The sequence below is a fragment of the Micromonospora craniellae genome (assembly GCF_014764405.1).
Taxonomy (GTDB): domain Bacteria; phylum Actinomycetota; class Actinomycetes; order Mycobacteriales; family Micromonosporaceae; genus Micromonospora; species Micromonospora craniellae.
In genome coordinates this window covers 3,691,794-3,705,211 of sequence record NZ_CP061725.1, presented here as the reverse complement: position 1 = coordinate 3,705,211, position 13,418 = coordinate 3,691,794, and the positions used below count along the sequence as shown (strand labels likewise).

Here is a 13,418-nt window from a genome sequence, read left to right as displayed (position 1 = left end):
CCCGGCAACTCGGCCGTTCGGACCACTTGGCCGGAAACGCGTTCCCGGATAGTCTTCCCAACATGCCTCAGAGAGGATTGAAGGCGCGTGCTCGGCTCAGAGCGACCGCCCGCGTCAGCGGCGGCAAACGCGACCCGCGACGCACCTACGTGCTACGGCCTGCAGTGAGTGCAGACCCGGGAATACGTTCCCGATACCATGACCTCATGGTCGGCGAGGTCGATGTCAACGAGTGGGCCAAGGTCGTTCAGGAGCTTCTCGACTCCAAGACCAAGAGCAAGAAGGCTCCGTTCGCGCGAGCGGTCGGCGTCGACGTACGCACGGTCTCCAACTGGCTTGACCGGGCCGTCGCGGTCCGCGAGACGAACGTCCGCAGGGTCGCCGAGACGTTCGACCTGAACCCGATCTCGCTACTCCTACGGGTTGGCGTCCTCCAGTCCGCCGATCTGCCCTACCAGCCCACCGATGAAGAGATCGACGAAGAGCAGCGGAAGGTCCTCGAAACGGACCTCGACGACGAGACCAAGGCTGAGATCCTCCAGCAGCTGGAGGAGATGCGCGCCGCCGATGAGCGGCTGATCGTCGAACAGCGCGAGCGCGACAAGCAGCGCCGAATGCGGGAGCTGACCTTCCGCATCGAGCAGGCGCGCCGCACCGCGTAGCACCACCTCTCCACTTCGATCGCCGCGGGCCCGGGCCGCGCGGTTACTCACCCATGCCCTGAGGAGAGCCGATGTGGGTTGAGAAGAACGGTCGTAGCTACCGGATCCGTGAACTCATCGCCGGCGAGAAGATCACGCTCGCCAGCGGGTACGAGACGAAGAGCGCCGCGTTGAACGCCATGACGATCATGAAGGCCGATGCCCTGCGCGGTGACGCGTTGGTGCCGCGCGGCGGTGAGCTGACCCTGGCTGACTGGGTCGCCACCTGGTGGCCGGCCTACAAGCGGGCCCTCAAGGAGACCAGCCGGAGCTCCATCGAGGGCGTGATCAACCGATACATCGTGTCGATGCTCGGGCATCTGCGCCTGGGCGAGCTGTCCGAACAGCCGCTCATCGTGCAGCGGTGGACGAATGATCTGCTCGACGGGCGCACCAAGGTCAAGAAGCCACGGCCGTTGGCGAACAAGACGGTACGGAATGCCCACGGCCAGCTCTACGTGATCATGGCCGCCGCCATCACGCACAGATACGTCCGTCACAACCCGTGCGAGCACACCTTGCTGCCCGAAGAGGACGACGACCGGGACGAGATGCTGTTCCTCACGCCGGAGGAAGCCGATCTCGTCATCCAGGCGACTCCAGAGCACTGGCGCCCGCTGATCCTGCTGTTCATGGCGACCGGCCTGCGCTGGAGCGAAGCGATGGGGTTGCGGAAGCGGGACATCGACCTGGTGCGGAGCCGCCTTCACGTCCGGCTCCAGACGGTCGAGGTCAGCGGTCGACCGATCGACCAGACACCGAAGACCAAGCGCGGCAAGCGGCATGTGACCTTCCAGCAGGACATCGCCGAGGTGCTGCGTCCTCTGCTCGACGGGAAGAAGCTCGACGACCGCGTGTTCGCCGGCCCGAAGGGTGGGCTCATCCGCCGCAAGGAGTTCTACGAGGTCTGGTGGCTCGTTCGCGAGGCCGCCGGGTTCCCCGGACTGCGGCTGCACGATCTGAGGCACACGCACGTCGCGTGGCTGATCGCCGCGAACGTGCCGCTTTCGGCCATCAGCCGGCGGATCGGCCACAAGGACATCGGGTTCACCGACCAGCGGTACGGCCACCTCCTCCCGGAGGTCGACGAGGGCGTTGTGGCGGCCGTGGAGGCCGCGATGCGCAAGATCGACTTTAGGGGGAACGCAGGGGAACTCGTCCCCGCTTGACCCCCGCGAGCCCCCGCCAGCCCCTCCAAAACCCCTGGTCAGCCAGGATCACAAGACCCTGACCTGGGGCAATAAACAAGTTCGAATCTCGTATCCTCCGCTCGCTTGAGCAGCACGAACGGAAGGGCCGTACCGACAGGTCGGCCCTTCCGTTCTTGTCCTCCAACCCTCCCGCCGCCCGCCCACAGATCGGCACGCTCCGTGGCCGAAGCCGCAGGGCGGCACAGTTACCCCTCGCCGAATACGATGGGCCCGGCGTCGATGGATCTGCGAGTGCCGAGAGGATTTGGCCGTGCCGGATGCCGGTGGAGAATCTGCTCGTCGTACTCCTGATCGCGTGTGGATCACGGTCGCGGTGATCGCCGACGTGTCGGCGGTGATCGCCGTGTTGGGCTCCGGCGCTCGCGTGGTGGTCGCGGTGATCGGGCTGTGCGCGTTGCTGGCCGGGATCTATCAGATTGCGGTGGGTGGGGCCGACCGGTGGACTGGCGAATCGCCCTGGCCACCGTCACCATGATCGCCGGATCGGGGGCGCTGGTGGTGGTGACCCAGGACGCCCTGATCGAAGATCAGCCGCCGACCACGGCGGCCACCGGGGGCGACACCGGCAACCCGAGCAGCGCCGCACCGCGATCCACACCCAGCGGAACCCCGTCCGCTTCCGCGCCACCTCCACCAGCAGGCGAATTGTCCCTTCTCGATGCCAAACGCGTCGACGATGACGAGTCACGCTTCACAGCCGGTCCGTTGACGGTCGATACCCGGTCGTACGAGCAGGTGCTCTACAACCACCCGGGGTGCGCGTACCTGGAGCCCATCTCGGAGACCTACCAGGTGGATCGGAAATACGGCACGTTCGACGCCGAGGTCGGGCTCGGCGACGACACGACCACCGAAGCCAGGGTCAGGTTCACGGTTCTCGCAGACGGCGTGGTGCGCCACACCGAAACCGCGGCGCTCGGGCAGATCGTGCCCTTCGAGGCCGACATCACCGGGGCATTCCGCATCGAGATCAGGACGCAGGTCATGGAGAACCCGAACTGCAAGGGCACCGTGTACGGCGCCTGGATCGACCCGGTCGTCACCCCCTGACATCCCATCGCACTGCGGATCCCTGGCGTCAGCCCGGTCATCTGGCCCATCCGGAGCGGCACGGCGACGAGGACGCCGGCGCCGATCACGGCCAGCGCGGGCCGGTCAGAATTCCGGGTGGGTGTTGTAGCGGTCGAGGGTCGCCTTCGACGTCGACGCGTCCTGGAACACCAGTTCCCATGGACCGGTGTTGACGTCCATGTCCTTGCCGAACCCGACCCATTTTCCCGGCATCCGGCGGCCCGTCGGCTCCGCCAACAACTGGATCGCCCCGTGATAGCGGGCGCCCCGGTAGTAACCGGTGGGGTCCGTCTGCTCCACCCAGACGCCGGTGACGACGCTGCCGTCCACCGTGAGGTCGAGTGACAGCGACGATGCGGCCGAGCCGGGCAGGCTGCGTACGGTCAGCCGGTCGCCGTGTTGCAGCACGACCACGAAGTGCTGGCCAGCGAAGGACTCGTCCCGGCTGCTGGAGTGGTACTGGTAGCGACTGAGCCACACACCCGCGTAGGACCCGTGGGCGGTGGCCGCCCGAGGTGCGGGCGTCGGGGTGGCCAGACGGAACATCGGCGAGGTGAGGTCGTGGCCACCGTTGCCGTCCTCGGCGGCCTCGCCGTCGGCCACCGTCCCGAACCCGAGCAGTTCGATCGGCAGACCGGTGACCACCTCCAGGGCCCGGACGTAGACCGGCCGGGGTGCGGCGATCGCGCCTGACTCCCACCGCTGGACGAGCCGCTTGTTGGCGTCGTTCGGCTCCCCCGGTCATGACCGTGCACAGCGCCTTCACTCCGGGTGAGTACTACCCTTTCGGGCCGCCCTGGCTGATCCTCGGGCTCACCGCGGCCGGGGCTCTGGTCGCCGTCGCCGCGCTCCTGGTCGCCCGGCCCGGCGAACAACCACCGCAGCAGCCCGCCCTGGCCGGCTGAGGACGTACCGCAACGGGGGGTAGGGGCCGTCCCGGAACGGGCGGCCTCTGGCGGTACGACCGGCCGACGACGGCAGCCGGAAGTCGCCGTTACCGCGATACTGACCGGATGGAGCCGAGCGCTGCCCGACGACGGCGAGCACGCCCGACCACCGTCGTACACATGTTCTATCCACAGGCTGTGGACATTCGGTGAGCTACCGGCTCAGCGCGATCCTCGCGGACGCCGACCTGCTGCGCGAGGAGACCCGGGACCTGGACCACGCGGTGCTCGGCGAGTTGCGGCAGGACTTCGCCCTGCTGCCGGTGACGCCGCAGTTGGTGACGGAGTTGACCGGCACCCCACCCGACTATGCGGCCGACGAGCCGAGCGCGGCGGACCCGTTCGCGCTGGTGCTTTCCCCCACGCTGGTCGAGGTGCTGGCCCGCTGGTCGCGGCGGAGGCCGGTGGCGTACGTCGAGGCGGAGTTCGCCGGCGGGGCCGGGCGCCAGGCGGCGGCGGTCTGGTTGGGCGGCGCCCTGTCCTGGGGGCCGCGCTTCGACGCAGCGTTCGACGGGCCGCGTCCAGAGTGGCCGATCAACGCCGCGTTGACCGAGTTGGGCGCGGAGCCGGGGCGGTGGATCGATCCGTTCGCCGAGCTGGGACTGCACGTGGAGCGGAGCACCGAGGGCTGGCTCACCCACGGCCGGCGCGGCCTGAGCGCCGACTACTGGGACGAGCTGGCCGACGAATGGGAGGCGCGGCAATAACCTCTTCGCTCCCGTCACGTTGGGGACTGGGGGATTCCATGAAATTGCGACAATTCGGCTTCATCGCCACACTGCTGCTTGCTGCCGCGATCTCGGGCAGCGGACCCATGCCGCCGGACACCATCGCCGTCCGCGAGCCGGTCGCCGCGGCCAGCGTCGTCGACCTCGACGGACTGTCCGATGTCGACTTCGGCGACACGGAGGACGATCTGACCCGGCGCGGCATACTCCGCACCGACGTCGACGCCTGCGGTCCGACGCTGGCCGGACACGAGATGATCAGCCCGGTCTTCATCGACGACCGGCTGGTCCTGCTCTGGGCCGGCGACCCGGTCCGCACCCCGGAGGGGATCGCGGCCGGGTCACCGATCGCCGAGGTCAGGACCAGTTATCCCGAGGTACGCGCGCTGCACGCACCGCCGGGAACGCACCGCTTCGACGGCCTGCTCGCCCGCGACGGCGACCGCGCCTACCTGTTCCTGCACGACGGCCACACGGTCCAGAAAATCATCGCCGGGTACGCAGACTGGGCCCACCGTCTCTTCGTCGAGGGCCACGGCCCCTGCTGATCACGAGATCTTGGTACGAATCCGCCCTCCAAGAGGCGCTTTCGTACCAAGATCTCGTGGCGGTCGGGGCGGCTCGCGGCCTGGACAGCGCTCTCGGCCAGCGGGGAGCGACACGAGGGACAGCGACGAGGGTGACACGAGGGGCGGCACCGAGAACGCCCGGCCGATCCGTTGGGATCGTGCCGGGCGTTCTCGGTGTTTCACGAGCGGTGGCGGCGGGATTTGAACCCGCGGAGGGCGTAAACCCTCACACGCTTTCGAGGCGTGCTCCTTAGGCCACTCGGACACGCCACCGCCGAACAGGCTACAGGACTGTCGGTTCCGACGCCGAACCGGTCCCGGGCAGGTGGGCCTGGCAGGATCTCTGCCATGAGTACGCACATCGGCGCGAAGCCGGGCGAGATCGCCGAGCGGGTCCTGATGCCGGGTGACCCCCTGCGGGCCAAGTGGATCGCGGAGACCTACCTTAAGGGCGCGACCTGCTACTCGACGGTTCGGGGGATGTTGGGCTTCACCGGGCGCTGGAACGGTGTCGAGGTTTCCGTGCAGGGCTCGGGGATGGGCATGCCGTCGGCCTCGATCTATGCGCACGAGCTGGTCAACGAGTACGGCGTGAAGTCGCTGATCCGGGTCGGCTCGTGCGGTGCCCTCACCGAGGACCTGAAGCTTCGTGACGTGATCGCGGCGATCGGCTCGTCGACCGACTCGAACATGAACCGGATGCGGTTCGACGGGCTGATCGACTACGCCCCGGTCGCCGACTTCGGGCTGCTGCGTACCTCGGTGGAGGTGGCCGAGCGGCGCGGCGTGGCGATGCGGGTGGGGCCGATCCTGGCGGCGGACGCCTTCTACACCGACCGGCCGGACCTCTACGACAGCCTGGCCGAGTACGGCGTGCTGGCGGTGGAGATGGAGTCGGCCGCGCTGTACACGATCGCCGCGCGGTTCAAGGCGCGGGCGTTGACCCTGTTGACGGTGAGCGACCACATCAAGACCGGCGAGAAGACCACCTCGCAGGAGCGAGAGCAGACGTTCAGCCAGATGGTCGAGATCGCGCTGGACACGATCATCGCCTGAACACCGCGCCGCCGCATCCAGGGACGCCGCTCTCAGCGCCGCCGCCCCCAGCGCCGCTGCCGTCAGCGCCGCTGCCGTCAGCGCCGCCGCCGACAGCGCCGCCACTGCGGCAGCCGCATCGACCGTCCCGTCACCGCCTCGTGGTGGCGGGACGCGGCGCGTCGGGGTCGGTGACGATCGTCACCGCGTAAATAAATACGACCGGTCGGTCTTCTTTAGTAGGGTCGCCCTATGACCGTCGACGGCCGGCTCGCCCGGGGTGAGCGCACCCGCACCGCAGTGCTGGACGCCGCCGTCAGCCTGGCCTCCGCCAACGGGCTCGACGGCCTCTCCCTCGGGCACCTCGCCGACTCCCTCGGCGTGAGCAAGTCCGGCCTCTTCGCGCACTGGCGCTCCAAGGAGGCGCTGCAACTCGCCACCATCGACCGGGCCGTCACGCAGTGGCAGGAACGGATCATGGCGCCGGCCCGGCGCGCACCCCGGGGCGTACGCCGCATCCGGGCGCTGCACGAGGCGCGGATCGACTTCTACGTCGCGCGGGTGCTGCCCGGCGGCTGCTTCTTCGCCACCACCGAGTTCGAGTTCAACGCCCGGCCCGGGTCGGTCCGGAATCGCCTCGCCGAGGTCTTCGCCACCTGGACGGCGTTCCTGGAACGGCTCGTCCGGGAGGCGGTCGATCTCGGCGAACTGCCCGCCGACCTGGACGTCGCGCTGCTGGCGTACGAGATCGACGCGTACGGGATCGCCGCAGCGATGCGCTCCCGGCTGCTCGACCCGGAGACCACCTATCGACACGCCCGTCAGGGCGTGCTGGCCCACCTGCGGGCGCTGTGCCCCGATCCCACCCTGCTACCGGAAGGCCCCTGATGACCCACGCCCTCGCCGACCAGCCCGCCGTCGCATACGGCCACCTCGGGCAGGCCATGGTGCACTTCGACGACCTCGACGCGCTCGGCATCCTGCACAACGCCCGGTACGCGTTGCTGCTGGAGCGGGCGATCACCGCCTACTGGTCGGATCGGGGGGTGGCCTACCGGGGCGGGCGGGCCACCACGCCGGACGTGTTCCACGCGGTCCGCGAGTTCACCATCACCTATCGCGCGCCGGTCACCGGCACCGGCCCGATCGCCGTGCACTTCTGGCTGGAGCACTTCGGCACCAGCAGCGGCGAGTACGCCTACCGGTTCCACTCCCTCGACGACACCACCACGTACGCGGAGGGGCGGCGGGCGATCGTCCGGCTCGACCCGGCGACGATGCGCCCGACACCGTGGACGGACGCGGCCCGGGCGGTCGCCGGCACACTGCTCCGGCCGACCTCGGCCTGACACCTCGGACGATGCCACCCGACGGCGATCAGCGGCGACACGCAGCGCACGACCGGGCCGCGACACGCGGCGGCGTCAGCGGAAGAAGGCGCGCAGGACGGCGGCGTTCTCGGCCTCCAGCACGCCGCCGTACACCTCGGGACGGTGGTTGAGCCGCCGGTCCCGCAGCACGTCCCAGAGCGAGCCGGCGGCCCCGGTCTTCGGTTCCCACGCGCCGAACACCACGGTCGAGATCCGGGCCAGCACCAGCGCACCCGCGCACATGGTGCAGGGTTCCAGGGTCACCACCAGCGTGCAGCCGTCCAGCCGCCACCTGCCCAGCCGCTGGGCGGCCCGGCGTAGGGCCAGCACCTCGGCGTGCGCGGTCGGGTCCCCGGTCAGTTCCCGCTCGTTGCGGCCCACCGCCAGCTCGGCGCCGTCCGGGCCGTAGAGCACCGCGCCCACCGGCACGTCGTCGATCGGCGCGACCGCATCGGCGTCGGCCGGGACGGCCGCATCGGCCTCGGCCGGGACGGGTGCGACGCCGCCAGCCGGAACGGCAGAACCGGTCACCGCGATCTCCAGCGCCCGACGCATCCAGAGTTCGTGCCGCTGTCGTCGGCCGGTGCCGGTCAGGTTGGCGACCGGGTCAGACCTCACGCAACTCCTCGACGTCGTCCACGCAGCCGAGCACCTGGCACACCTCGGCGGTGACGTCGGCCGGCATCATGCCCTCGTGGGCGCAGAGCGCGAGCAGCCGCTGCGCGGGGATGCCCAGGTCGGTGAGGAGGTCCGCCTCGCCGACCGGGTCCGCCTCCGGATCGACGGCCGGTTGCTCGTTGTCGTCGCCACCGCTGGTGGCGGCCGGGCGTACCTCCTCGGTGTCGTCCAGCCCGGTGACCGACGTCTTGAGGTCGCCGACCAGCAGGGCGCCCAGCCGGGACTCCTCCGCGTACGCCGAGTCGGAACCAAAGACGCGCAGGTCCTCGCCCTCGTCGAGGCGGAGGACGACCAGGTAGGTGTCGTCCGCCTCGACGAACAGCAGCGACAGGTCCGCGTCGGGGGCGACGTCGCGCAGCCGCTCGGCCACCTCGTCGACGTCGGCGGCACCCCGCAGACTCAGCTCGGCGGCGGTCCAGCCGCCCTTCTCTCGCACGACGGCCGCAGCGAAGTACGACACGGTTCCCCCAAGTAGCCTCGGCACAGCACACGCCGACCCGTTACGCGTGCACGTTAGCCGGTCGGGTCGGCAGGCGACCGGTCAACGCCCCGAAGGGCCGGTCATTCCTGGGGAAAGTGACGGACGCCGGTCAGCCGGTCAGGCGACGGCGGGTGGCGATCAGCTGGCGGAGCCGATCAGTGCGTGCCCGCTGCGGCCGTTCGCGTTCGCGCACCGAGCGGGCGTCCGCCAACTGCGCCAAGAGCTGAAGGCGGCGACGGCTGCGATCCGGATCGAGCCGCGGAGTGGTCCAGGCCATACCGGGAGCGTGCCGAGTCACAGCGGCCGAGTCAAGACGGGTTTCGGTGCCTGCACAACAACGCAGCGCAGTCACCGCCGGTGGCGGCCGTCGCCGCCGCTCGACGCCGTCGCGTCGGGGCCGGCGTCGGCCCTACCAGAGCGGCCAGTCGCCGCCGGCCACCCAGCGGGTGACCACCGCGACGGTGGCGATGCTCCAGCCGCCGGCGGTCACGATCGCGATGCCGGCGGCCGCTCCCCGGTCACCGAAGCGGACCAGCACCAGGGCGGCGAGCCAGGCCAGGCCACCGGCGAGCAGGGTCCACCAGGCGTACCCGGCGAGGCTGCGTCCGAGCAGGGCGAAGAGGGCCAGCCAGACGAGGGCGCCGACGGCCCCCGACGCGACACCGGCACCGCTGACCGGGTGCGGCTCGCGGTACGTGGGGCGCGGCGGACGCCCGGACGGGAAGAGGCCAGACGGGCTGTAGGGCTGCATCCCTGCCACTCCTCCCTCGCGTGGATGTCGTCCACCCACCGTAGGCGATACCTGTCAGGATGACCCGATGGTCTCGCTGACGATCGGACGCCGTTCGGCGTACGCCGCGCTGCTGCTCGTGCCGGTGCTCGCCGCCGCCGGCTGCGGGACGCCCGGTCCCCCGCGCGTGGTGCCGCCGACCGGCTCGCCGATCACGGCCGGCACGCCGTCTCCCACCACCGAGACGCCCGACACCACGGACCAGCCGGCCGCGACCGCCGGTCCGACCCGCGCCGGACTCCGGCACGTCTTCCCGGTACGCGCGACGAAGGTTGCCTACCACCCGACCCACTCGGCGTACCCGGGCACCGACATCTTCGCCGACTGCGGTGAGCCCTTCGTGGCGGTCACCGACGGCACGATCGGCGAGGTCAGTCGCCGGGACCGGTACAGCAAGCAGGGGCCACAGGGGCCGTACAACGGTGGTCTGTCGGTGTCGGTGCTCGGCGACGACGGCGTGCGCTACTACGGCTCGCACCTGACCGAGATCGCCGACGGCATCGCGCCCGGTGGGCGGGTACGCGCCGGGCAGCAGCTCGGCACCGTGGGCCGGACCGGCAACGCCAACAACGTCTGCCACCTGCACTTCGGCATCTCCCCGCCGTGCCTGGGCGAGGACGGCTGGTGGATCCGCCGGGGCGTGGTCTGGCCGGCGCCGTACCTCGACTCGTGGCGCAAGGGTGGCAACCGCGAGCCGGCGGCCGAGGTGGCGGCCTGGCACCGCAAGAACGGCTGCCCGGAGCAACCGCCGGCGCGCTGAGCCGGGGACGTCCCGTCCGGTGTCATCCGCATTTCATCAGTCCGACACATTGACGCAGGTCGTGCCGGTGAACTACCGTCGCGTAACACCAGAGAGAGCGCTCTCTCTCGGAACCAACCCCCCAAACGACGACGAAACGCGCCGCCGACCGGCGCGCCATGGAGGAAAGATGCGACCTCCCGTCCCACGCCGTACCCGTCATCGGCTGCTGGCCGCGACCGCCGCCGCAGCCCTCGTCCTCGGCGGGCTGGCCGTCACCGCCACCTCCCCCGCACAGGCCGCGCCCGTCGGCGCCGGCAGCTACACCACCACCCCCGTCGGCCCGCTCCCCAGCGGCTGCGGCAACATGACCACCAACCCTCGGCAGTTCGCCACCGCCGACGCGCCGCCGGGCCCGATCCCCACCAACGACTGGTGGTCCTCGCTGTTGTGGAAGCGGCTGAACTGCGCGTTCAGCGAGCCGCTGCACGCCCACCCGGCGTCCTACCGCCCGGTCACCGACGGACTCGGCTTCTCCGCCGAGTCGGTGGCCGCCATCAGCGGCACCGCGACCGGCGTCGGCGAGTACAAGTACCCCTACGTCGAGGACATCCGGGTCGGCGTGGCCGGACTCGCCGCCCCGATCGTCCGGGTCGCCGACTGGACGGACTGGACGGTCACCCCGTACTGGAGCGACGGCACCCGCACCCTGCGCGCCACCATCGGGCACGGACTGCCGTTCGCGTACTTCCGCACCACCGGCGGCGACGCGGTGATCAACGCGAATGGCGGCGGCTTCACGGTCTTCTCCAACAGCGCCGGCCGGATCGGCTTCAGCGTCCGGGGCCACGACTACGTCGCGTACGCGCCGTCCGGCGCCTCCTGGACCGTGAGCGGTACCCGGATCAGCTCCAACCTGGCCGGGCGCGGCTACTTCTCGGTCGCCCTGCTGCCGTCCACCAGTGACGCCACGGCCCGCAACCAGCTCGCCACCACCTACGGCCAGTACGCGCACGCCCACGTCACCGGGACCCGGGTCGGCTACTCCTACCACCAGTCGACCAGCCGGGTGGAGACCCGCTACACCTTCACCACCACCCCGCGCGAGGGCACCGAGACGCGGACCGTGGTGAGCCTCTACCCGCACCAGTGGAAGTCGCTGACCGGCGCCACCCCGATCGCACCGACCTACCCGTCGGCGCGCGGCCGGATGAAGGTGCTCACCGGCGTCGGCGAGTTCCGCACCTCGATGCGGTTCCACGGCGTACTGCCCGAGCTGCCGGCGGTCGCCACCGGCGCCGGGGCCGACCTGACCACGCTGCGGCAGCACCTCGCGGCGGTCCGGAGCAACCCGATGGACCAGCGCGGCGGCGACACCTACTGGACCGGCAAGGGCCTCGGCCGGGCCGCCCGGATCGCCGAGATCGCCGACCTGGTCGGCGACACCGAGACCCGCACCTCGGCGCTGAACGCCATCCGGTCCACGCTCAACGACTGGCTCACCGCCTCGCCCGGCGAGACCGAGCGCCTCTTCTACTACGACGAGCGGTGGGGCACCCTGATCGGCTACCCCGGCTCGTACGGCTCCGACCAGGAACTCAACGACCACCACTTCCACTACGGCTACTACATCGCCGCCGCCGCGACGCTGGCCAAGTTCGACCCGGCCTGGGCCCGGCAGGACCAGTACGGCGGCATGATCGACCTGCTGATCCGGGACGCCAACAACTACGACCGGGCGGACACCCGCTTCCCGTACCTGCGTGACTTCGACATCTACGCCGGGCACGACTGGGCCTCCGGGCACGGCTCGTTCGCCAGCGGCAACAACCAGGAGTCGTCGTCCGAGGGGATGAACTTCGCCAACGCCCTGATCCAGTGGGGGCAGGCCACCGGCAACACCGCCGTCCGGGACGCCGGCATCTTCATCTACACCACCCAGGCGGCGGCGATCCACGAGTACTGGTTCGACGTCCACGACGAGAACTTCCCCGCCGCGTTCGGGCACTCGAACGTGGGCATGGTCTGGGGCGACGGCGGAGCGTACGCCACCTGGTTCAGCGCCGAGCCGGAGATGATCCAGGGCATCAACCTGCTGCCGATCACCGGCGGCCACCTCTACCTGGGCTACCACCCGAACTACAACTCCACCAAGTACCAGGAACTGGTCCGCAACAACGGCGGCGAACCCACCGTGTGGCAGGACATCCACTGGCAGTTCCTCGCCCTTGGTGACGCCGACGCGGCGCTGGCTAAACTGCGTGCCAACCCCGGTTACACGCCGGAGGAGGGCGAGAGCCGGGCACACACCTTCCACTGGATCCGCAACCTCGCCGGGCTGGGCCGGGTCGACACCGGGATCACCGCCGACCACCCGCTGGCCGCCGTCTTCAACCGCAACGGCGCCCGCACCTACGTGGCCAGCAACATCTCGGCCACCCCGCTGACCGTACGGTTCTCCGACGGTACGCAGCTCACGGTGGCCGCCGGGCGTACCACCACCAGCGGTGCGCACACCTGGAGCGGCGGCAGTGCCGGCGGGGGCGTACCGCCGGGCCCGACGCCCACCCCCACGCCGACGCCGACGCCGACTCCCACGCCGACGAACCCCCCGGGTCCGGGTCAGCCGACCCGCTACCTGCTCGCAGGCGGCGGACTGGCGGCGGCCGGCACCCCCGGGACCACGACCGTGGCCAGTGCCGGTGGCACCAACCGGGACGGTACGCCGACCAACCCGACGGTGTTCACCGCGACCGGGCTGAACCTCAACCACACCGGCGGACAGACCGCGTTCGATCTCTTCCTCGACGCGGGCAACGCGGTCGGCAACGGGGTGCAGATGCGCATCTCGTACGACCTGACCGGCAACGGGAGCTGGGAACGGGTGGAGACGTACCGCTACTTCGCCACCGACCCGGTGCCCGGTTGGGAGACCTACACCCAGGCGGCTGGGCTGCACTCCAGCACCGGCAGCCTCGGCAACCTGCGTGGCGGCACGGTCCGGGTGGAGGTCTGGTCCGCGATCGGCAACAGCCCCAGCAGCCTGGGCGTCGGTAACCGGTCGGTGGTGCGGCTGCCGTACTCCTGACCTCTGGCAC

General features: G+C 70.5%; 16 protein-coding genes, 1 tRNA gene and 1 pseudogene. 12 read left to right on the top strand and 6 right to left on the bottom strand.

All coding sequences use genetic code 11. From position 1 onward, the window contains the following. Window positions 1-206 precede the first annotated feature (206 nt). The 4 genes from ID554_RS16545 to ID554_RS16530 all read left to right on the top strand — a co-directional run bounded on the left by ID554_RS16545 (window position 207) and on the right by ID554_RS16530 (window position 2,962). A complete protein-coding gene (locus ID554_RS16545; protein ID WP_117227246.1) occupies window positions 207-662 on the top strand; it encodes a hypothetical protein in 456 nt (151 codons plus the stop codon). A 71-nt stretch (window positions 663-733) separates the two neighbouring features. Then, window positions 734-1,870 (top strand): tyrosine-type recombinase/integrase, encoded by a 1,137-nt coding sequence (locus ID554_RS16540; RefSeq protein ID WP_117227245.1) that lies wholly within the window; start codon window positions 734-736, stop codon window positions 1,868-1,870. Window positions 1,871-2,207: 337 nt separating this feature from the next. Continuing rightward, entirely contained in the window at window positions 2,208-2,387 is a 180-nt protein-coding gene (locus ID554_RS16535) for a hypothetical protein (protein WP_117227244.1), read from the top strand. After that, a complete protein-coding gene (locus ID554_RS16530; RefSeq protein ID WP_117227243.1) occupies window positions 2,351-2,962 on the top strand; it encodes an NPCBM/NEW2 domain-containing protein in 612 nt (203 codons plus the stop codon). The genes ID554_RS16535 and ID554_RS16530 overlap by 37 nt, the downstream gene beginning before the upstream one ends. 105 nt (window positions 2,963-3,067) lie before the next feature. Here the strand turns inward: ID554_RS16530 and ID554_RS16525 are convergent. Beyond that, window positions 3,068-3,721: pseudogene (locus ID554_RS16525) on the bottom strand (XRE family transcriptional regulator); the annotation flags it as partial. Between the two features lie 5 nt (window positions 3,722-3,726). Here ID554_RS16525 and ID554_RS16520 point away from each other — a divergent pair. The 3 genes from ID554_RS16520 to ID554_RS16510 all read left to right on the top strand — a co-directional run bounded on the left by ID554_RS16520 (window position 3,727) and on the right by ID554_RS16510 (window position 5,206). Next, a complete protein-coding gene (locus tag ID554_RS16520) occupies window positions 3,727-3,888 on the top strand; it encodes a hypothetical protein (RefSeq protein WP_158573699.1) in 162 nt (53 codons plus the stop codon). Window positions 3,889-4,079: 191 nt separating this feature from the next. Then, entirely contained in the window at window positions 4,080-4,637 is a 558-nt protein-coding gene (locus tag ID554_RS16515) for a hypothetical protein (RefSeq protein WP_117227242.1), read from the top strand. A gap of 74 nt (window positions 4,638-4,711) precedes the next feature. Further along, window positions 4,712-5,206 carry a thioredoxin domain-containing protein gene (locus ID554_RS16510; protein ID WP_117227407.1) on the top strand — a complete coding sequence of 165 codons (495 nt, stop codon included), beginning with the start codon at window positions 4,712-4,714 and terminating at the stop codon, window positions 5,204-5,206. Between the two features lie 207 nt (window positions 5,207-5,413). Here ID554_RS16510 and ID554_RS16505 read toward each other — a convergent pair. Then, window positions 5,414-5,500: transfer RNA gene (locus ID554_RS16505), tRNA-Ser, on the bottom strand. Between the two features lie 75 nt (window positions 5,501-5,575). On the opposite strand from ID554_RS16505, the gene deoD reads away from it, so the two are divergent. The 3 genes from deoD (at window position 5,576) to ID554_RS16490 (ending at window position 7,611) form a co-directional block, all read left to right on the top strand. Next, window positions 5,576-6,283: a purine-nucleoside phosphorylase gene (gene deoD / locus ID554_RS16500; protein WP_117227241.1), complete on the top strand. Its 708-nt coding sequence runs from the start codon at window positions 5,576-5,578 to the stop codon at window positions 6,281-6,283. A 231-nt stretch (window positions 6,284-6,514) separates the two neighbouring features. Then, window positions 6,515-7,150, top strand: a complete 636-nt coding sequence (locus tag ID554_RS16495) for a TetR/AcrR family transcriptional regulator (RefSeq protein ID WP_117227240.1) — start codon at window positions 6,515-6,517, stop codon at window positions 7,148-7,150. Next, window positions 7,150-7,611: an acyl-CoA thioesterase gene (locus ID554_RS16490; protein WP_117227239.1), complete on the top strand. Its 462-nt coding sequence runs from the start codon at window positions 7,150-7,152 to the stop codon at window positions 7,609-7,611. The genes ID554_RS16495 and ID554_RS16490 overlap by 1 nt, the downstream gene beginning before the upstream one ends. Window positions 7,612-7,686: 75 nt before the next feature. Here the strand turns inward: ID554_RS16490 and ID554_RS16485 are convergent, their stop codons facing one another. The 4 genes from ID554_RS16485 to ID554_RS16470 all read right to left on the bottom strand — a co-directional run bounded on the left by ID554_RS16485 (window position 7,687) and on the right by ID554_RS16470 (window position 9,542). Then, window positions 7,687-8,187, bottom strand: a complete 501-nt coding sequence (locus tag ID554_RS16485) for a nucleoside deaminase (protein WP_117227406.1) — start codon at window positions 8,185-8,187, stop codon at window positions 7,687-7,689. Window positions 8,188-8,239: 52 nt separating this feature from the next. Further along, window positions 8,240-8,770, bottom strand: a complete 531-nt coding sequence (locus tag ID554_RS16480) for a tRNA adenosine deaminase-associated protein (protein ID WP_117227238.1) — start codon at window positions 8,768-8,770, stop codon at window positions 8,240-8,242. A gap of 130 nt (window positions 8,771-8,900) precedes the next feature. Continuing rightward, complete coding sequence (locus tag ID554_RS16475; protein ID WP_191088564.1) at window positions 8,901-9,068, bottom strand: hypothetical protein; 168 nt, start codon at window positions 9,066-9,068, stop codon at window positions 8,901-8,903. A 132-nt stretch (window positions 9,069-9,200) separates the two neighbouring features. Beyond that, the gene (locus ID554_RS16470; RefSeq protein ID WP_117227237.1) at window positions 9,201-9,542 is read right to left on the bottom strand and encodes a hypothetical protein; all 342 of its coding nucleotides are present in this window, start codon (window positions 9,540-9,542) and stop codon (window positions 9,201-9,203) included. A 67-nt stretch (window positions 9,543-9,609) separates the two neighbouring features. Between ID554_RS16470 and ID554_RS16465 the strand changes: the two genes are divergently transcribed. Together ID554_RS16465 and ID554_RS16460 are read left to right on the top strand one after the other, a co-directional pair. Next, window positions 9,610-10,341, top strand: coding sequence for a M23 family metallopeptidase (locus ID554_RS16465; protein WP_117227236.1), 732 nt, complete (start codon window positions 9,610-9,612; stop codon window positions 10,339-10,341). A gap of 169 nt (window positions 10,342-10,510) precedes the next feature. Beyond that, entirely contained in the window at window positions 10,511-13,408 is a 2,898-nt protein-coding gene (locus tag ID554_RS16460; RefSeq protein ID WP_117227235.1) for a glycosyl hydrolase, read from the top strand. The last annotated feature ends 10 nt before the right edge of the window (window positions 13,409-13,418 follow it).

What these genes read in the sequence shown, in the direction of transcription:
- ID554_RS16545 (WP_117227246.1), top strand. Translation starts at nt 207, where the DNA reads ATGGTCGGCGAGGTCGATGTCAACGAGTGGGCCAAGGTCGTTCAGGAG.
- ID554_RS16540 (WP_117227245.1), top strand. Translation starts at nt 734, where the DNA reads ATGTGGGTTGAGAAGAACGGTCGTAGCTACCGGATCCGTGAACTCATC.
- ID554_RS16520 (WP_158573699.1), top strand. Translation starts at nt 3,727, where the DNA reads ATGACCGTGCACAGCGCCTTCACTCCGGGTGAGTACTACCCTTTCGGG.
- deoD (WP_117227241.1), top strand. Translation starts at nt 5,576, where the DNA reads ATGAGTACGCACATCGGCGCGAAGCCGGGCGAGATCGCCGAGCGGGTC.
- ID554_RS16495 (WP_117227240.1), top strand. Translation starts at nt 6,515, where the DNA reads ATGACCGTCGACGGCCGGCTCGCCCGGGGTGAGCGCACCCGCACCGCA.
- ID554_RS16490 (WP_117227239.1), top strand. Translation starts at nt 7,150, where the DNA reads ATGACCCACGCCCTCGCCGACCAGCCCGCCGTCGCATACGGCCACCTC.
- ID554_RS16485 (WP_117227406.1), bottom strand. Translation starts at nt 8,187, where the DNA reads ATGCGTCGGGCGCTGGAGATCGCGGTGACCGGTTCTGCCGTTCCGGCT.
- ID554_RS16475 (WP_191088564.1), bottom strand. Translation starts at nt 9,068, where the DNA reads ATGGCCTGGACCACTCCGCGGCTCGATCCGGATCGCAGCCGTCGCCGC.
- ID554_RS16470 (WP_117227237.1), bottom strand. Translation starts at nt 9,542, where the DNA reads ATGCAGCCCTACAGCCCGTCTGGCCTCTTCCCGTCCGGGCGTCCGCCG.
- ID554_RS16465 (WP_117227236.1), top strand. Translation starts at nt 9,610, where the DNA reads ATGGTCTCGCTGACGATCGGACGCCGTTCGGCGTACGCCGCGCTGCTG.
- ID554_RS16460 (WP_117227235.1), top strand. Translation starts at nt 10,511, where the DNA reads ATGCGACCTCCCGTCCCACGCCGTACCCGTCATCGGCTGCTGGCCGCG.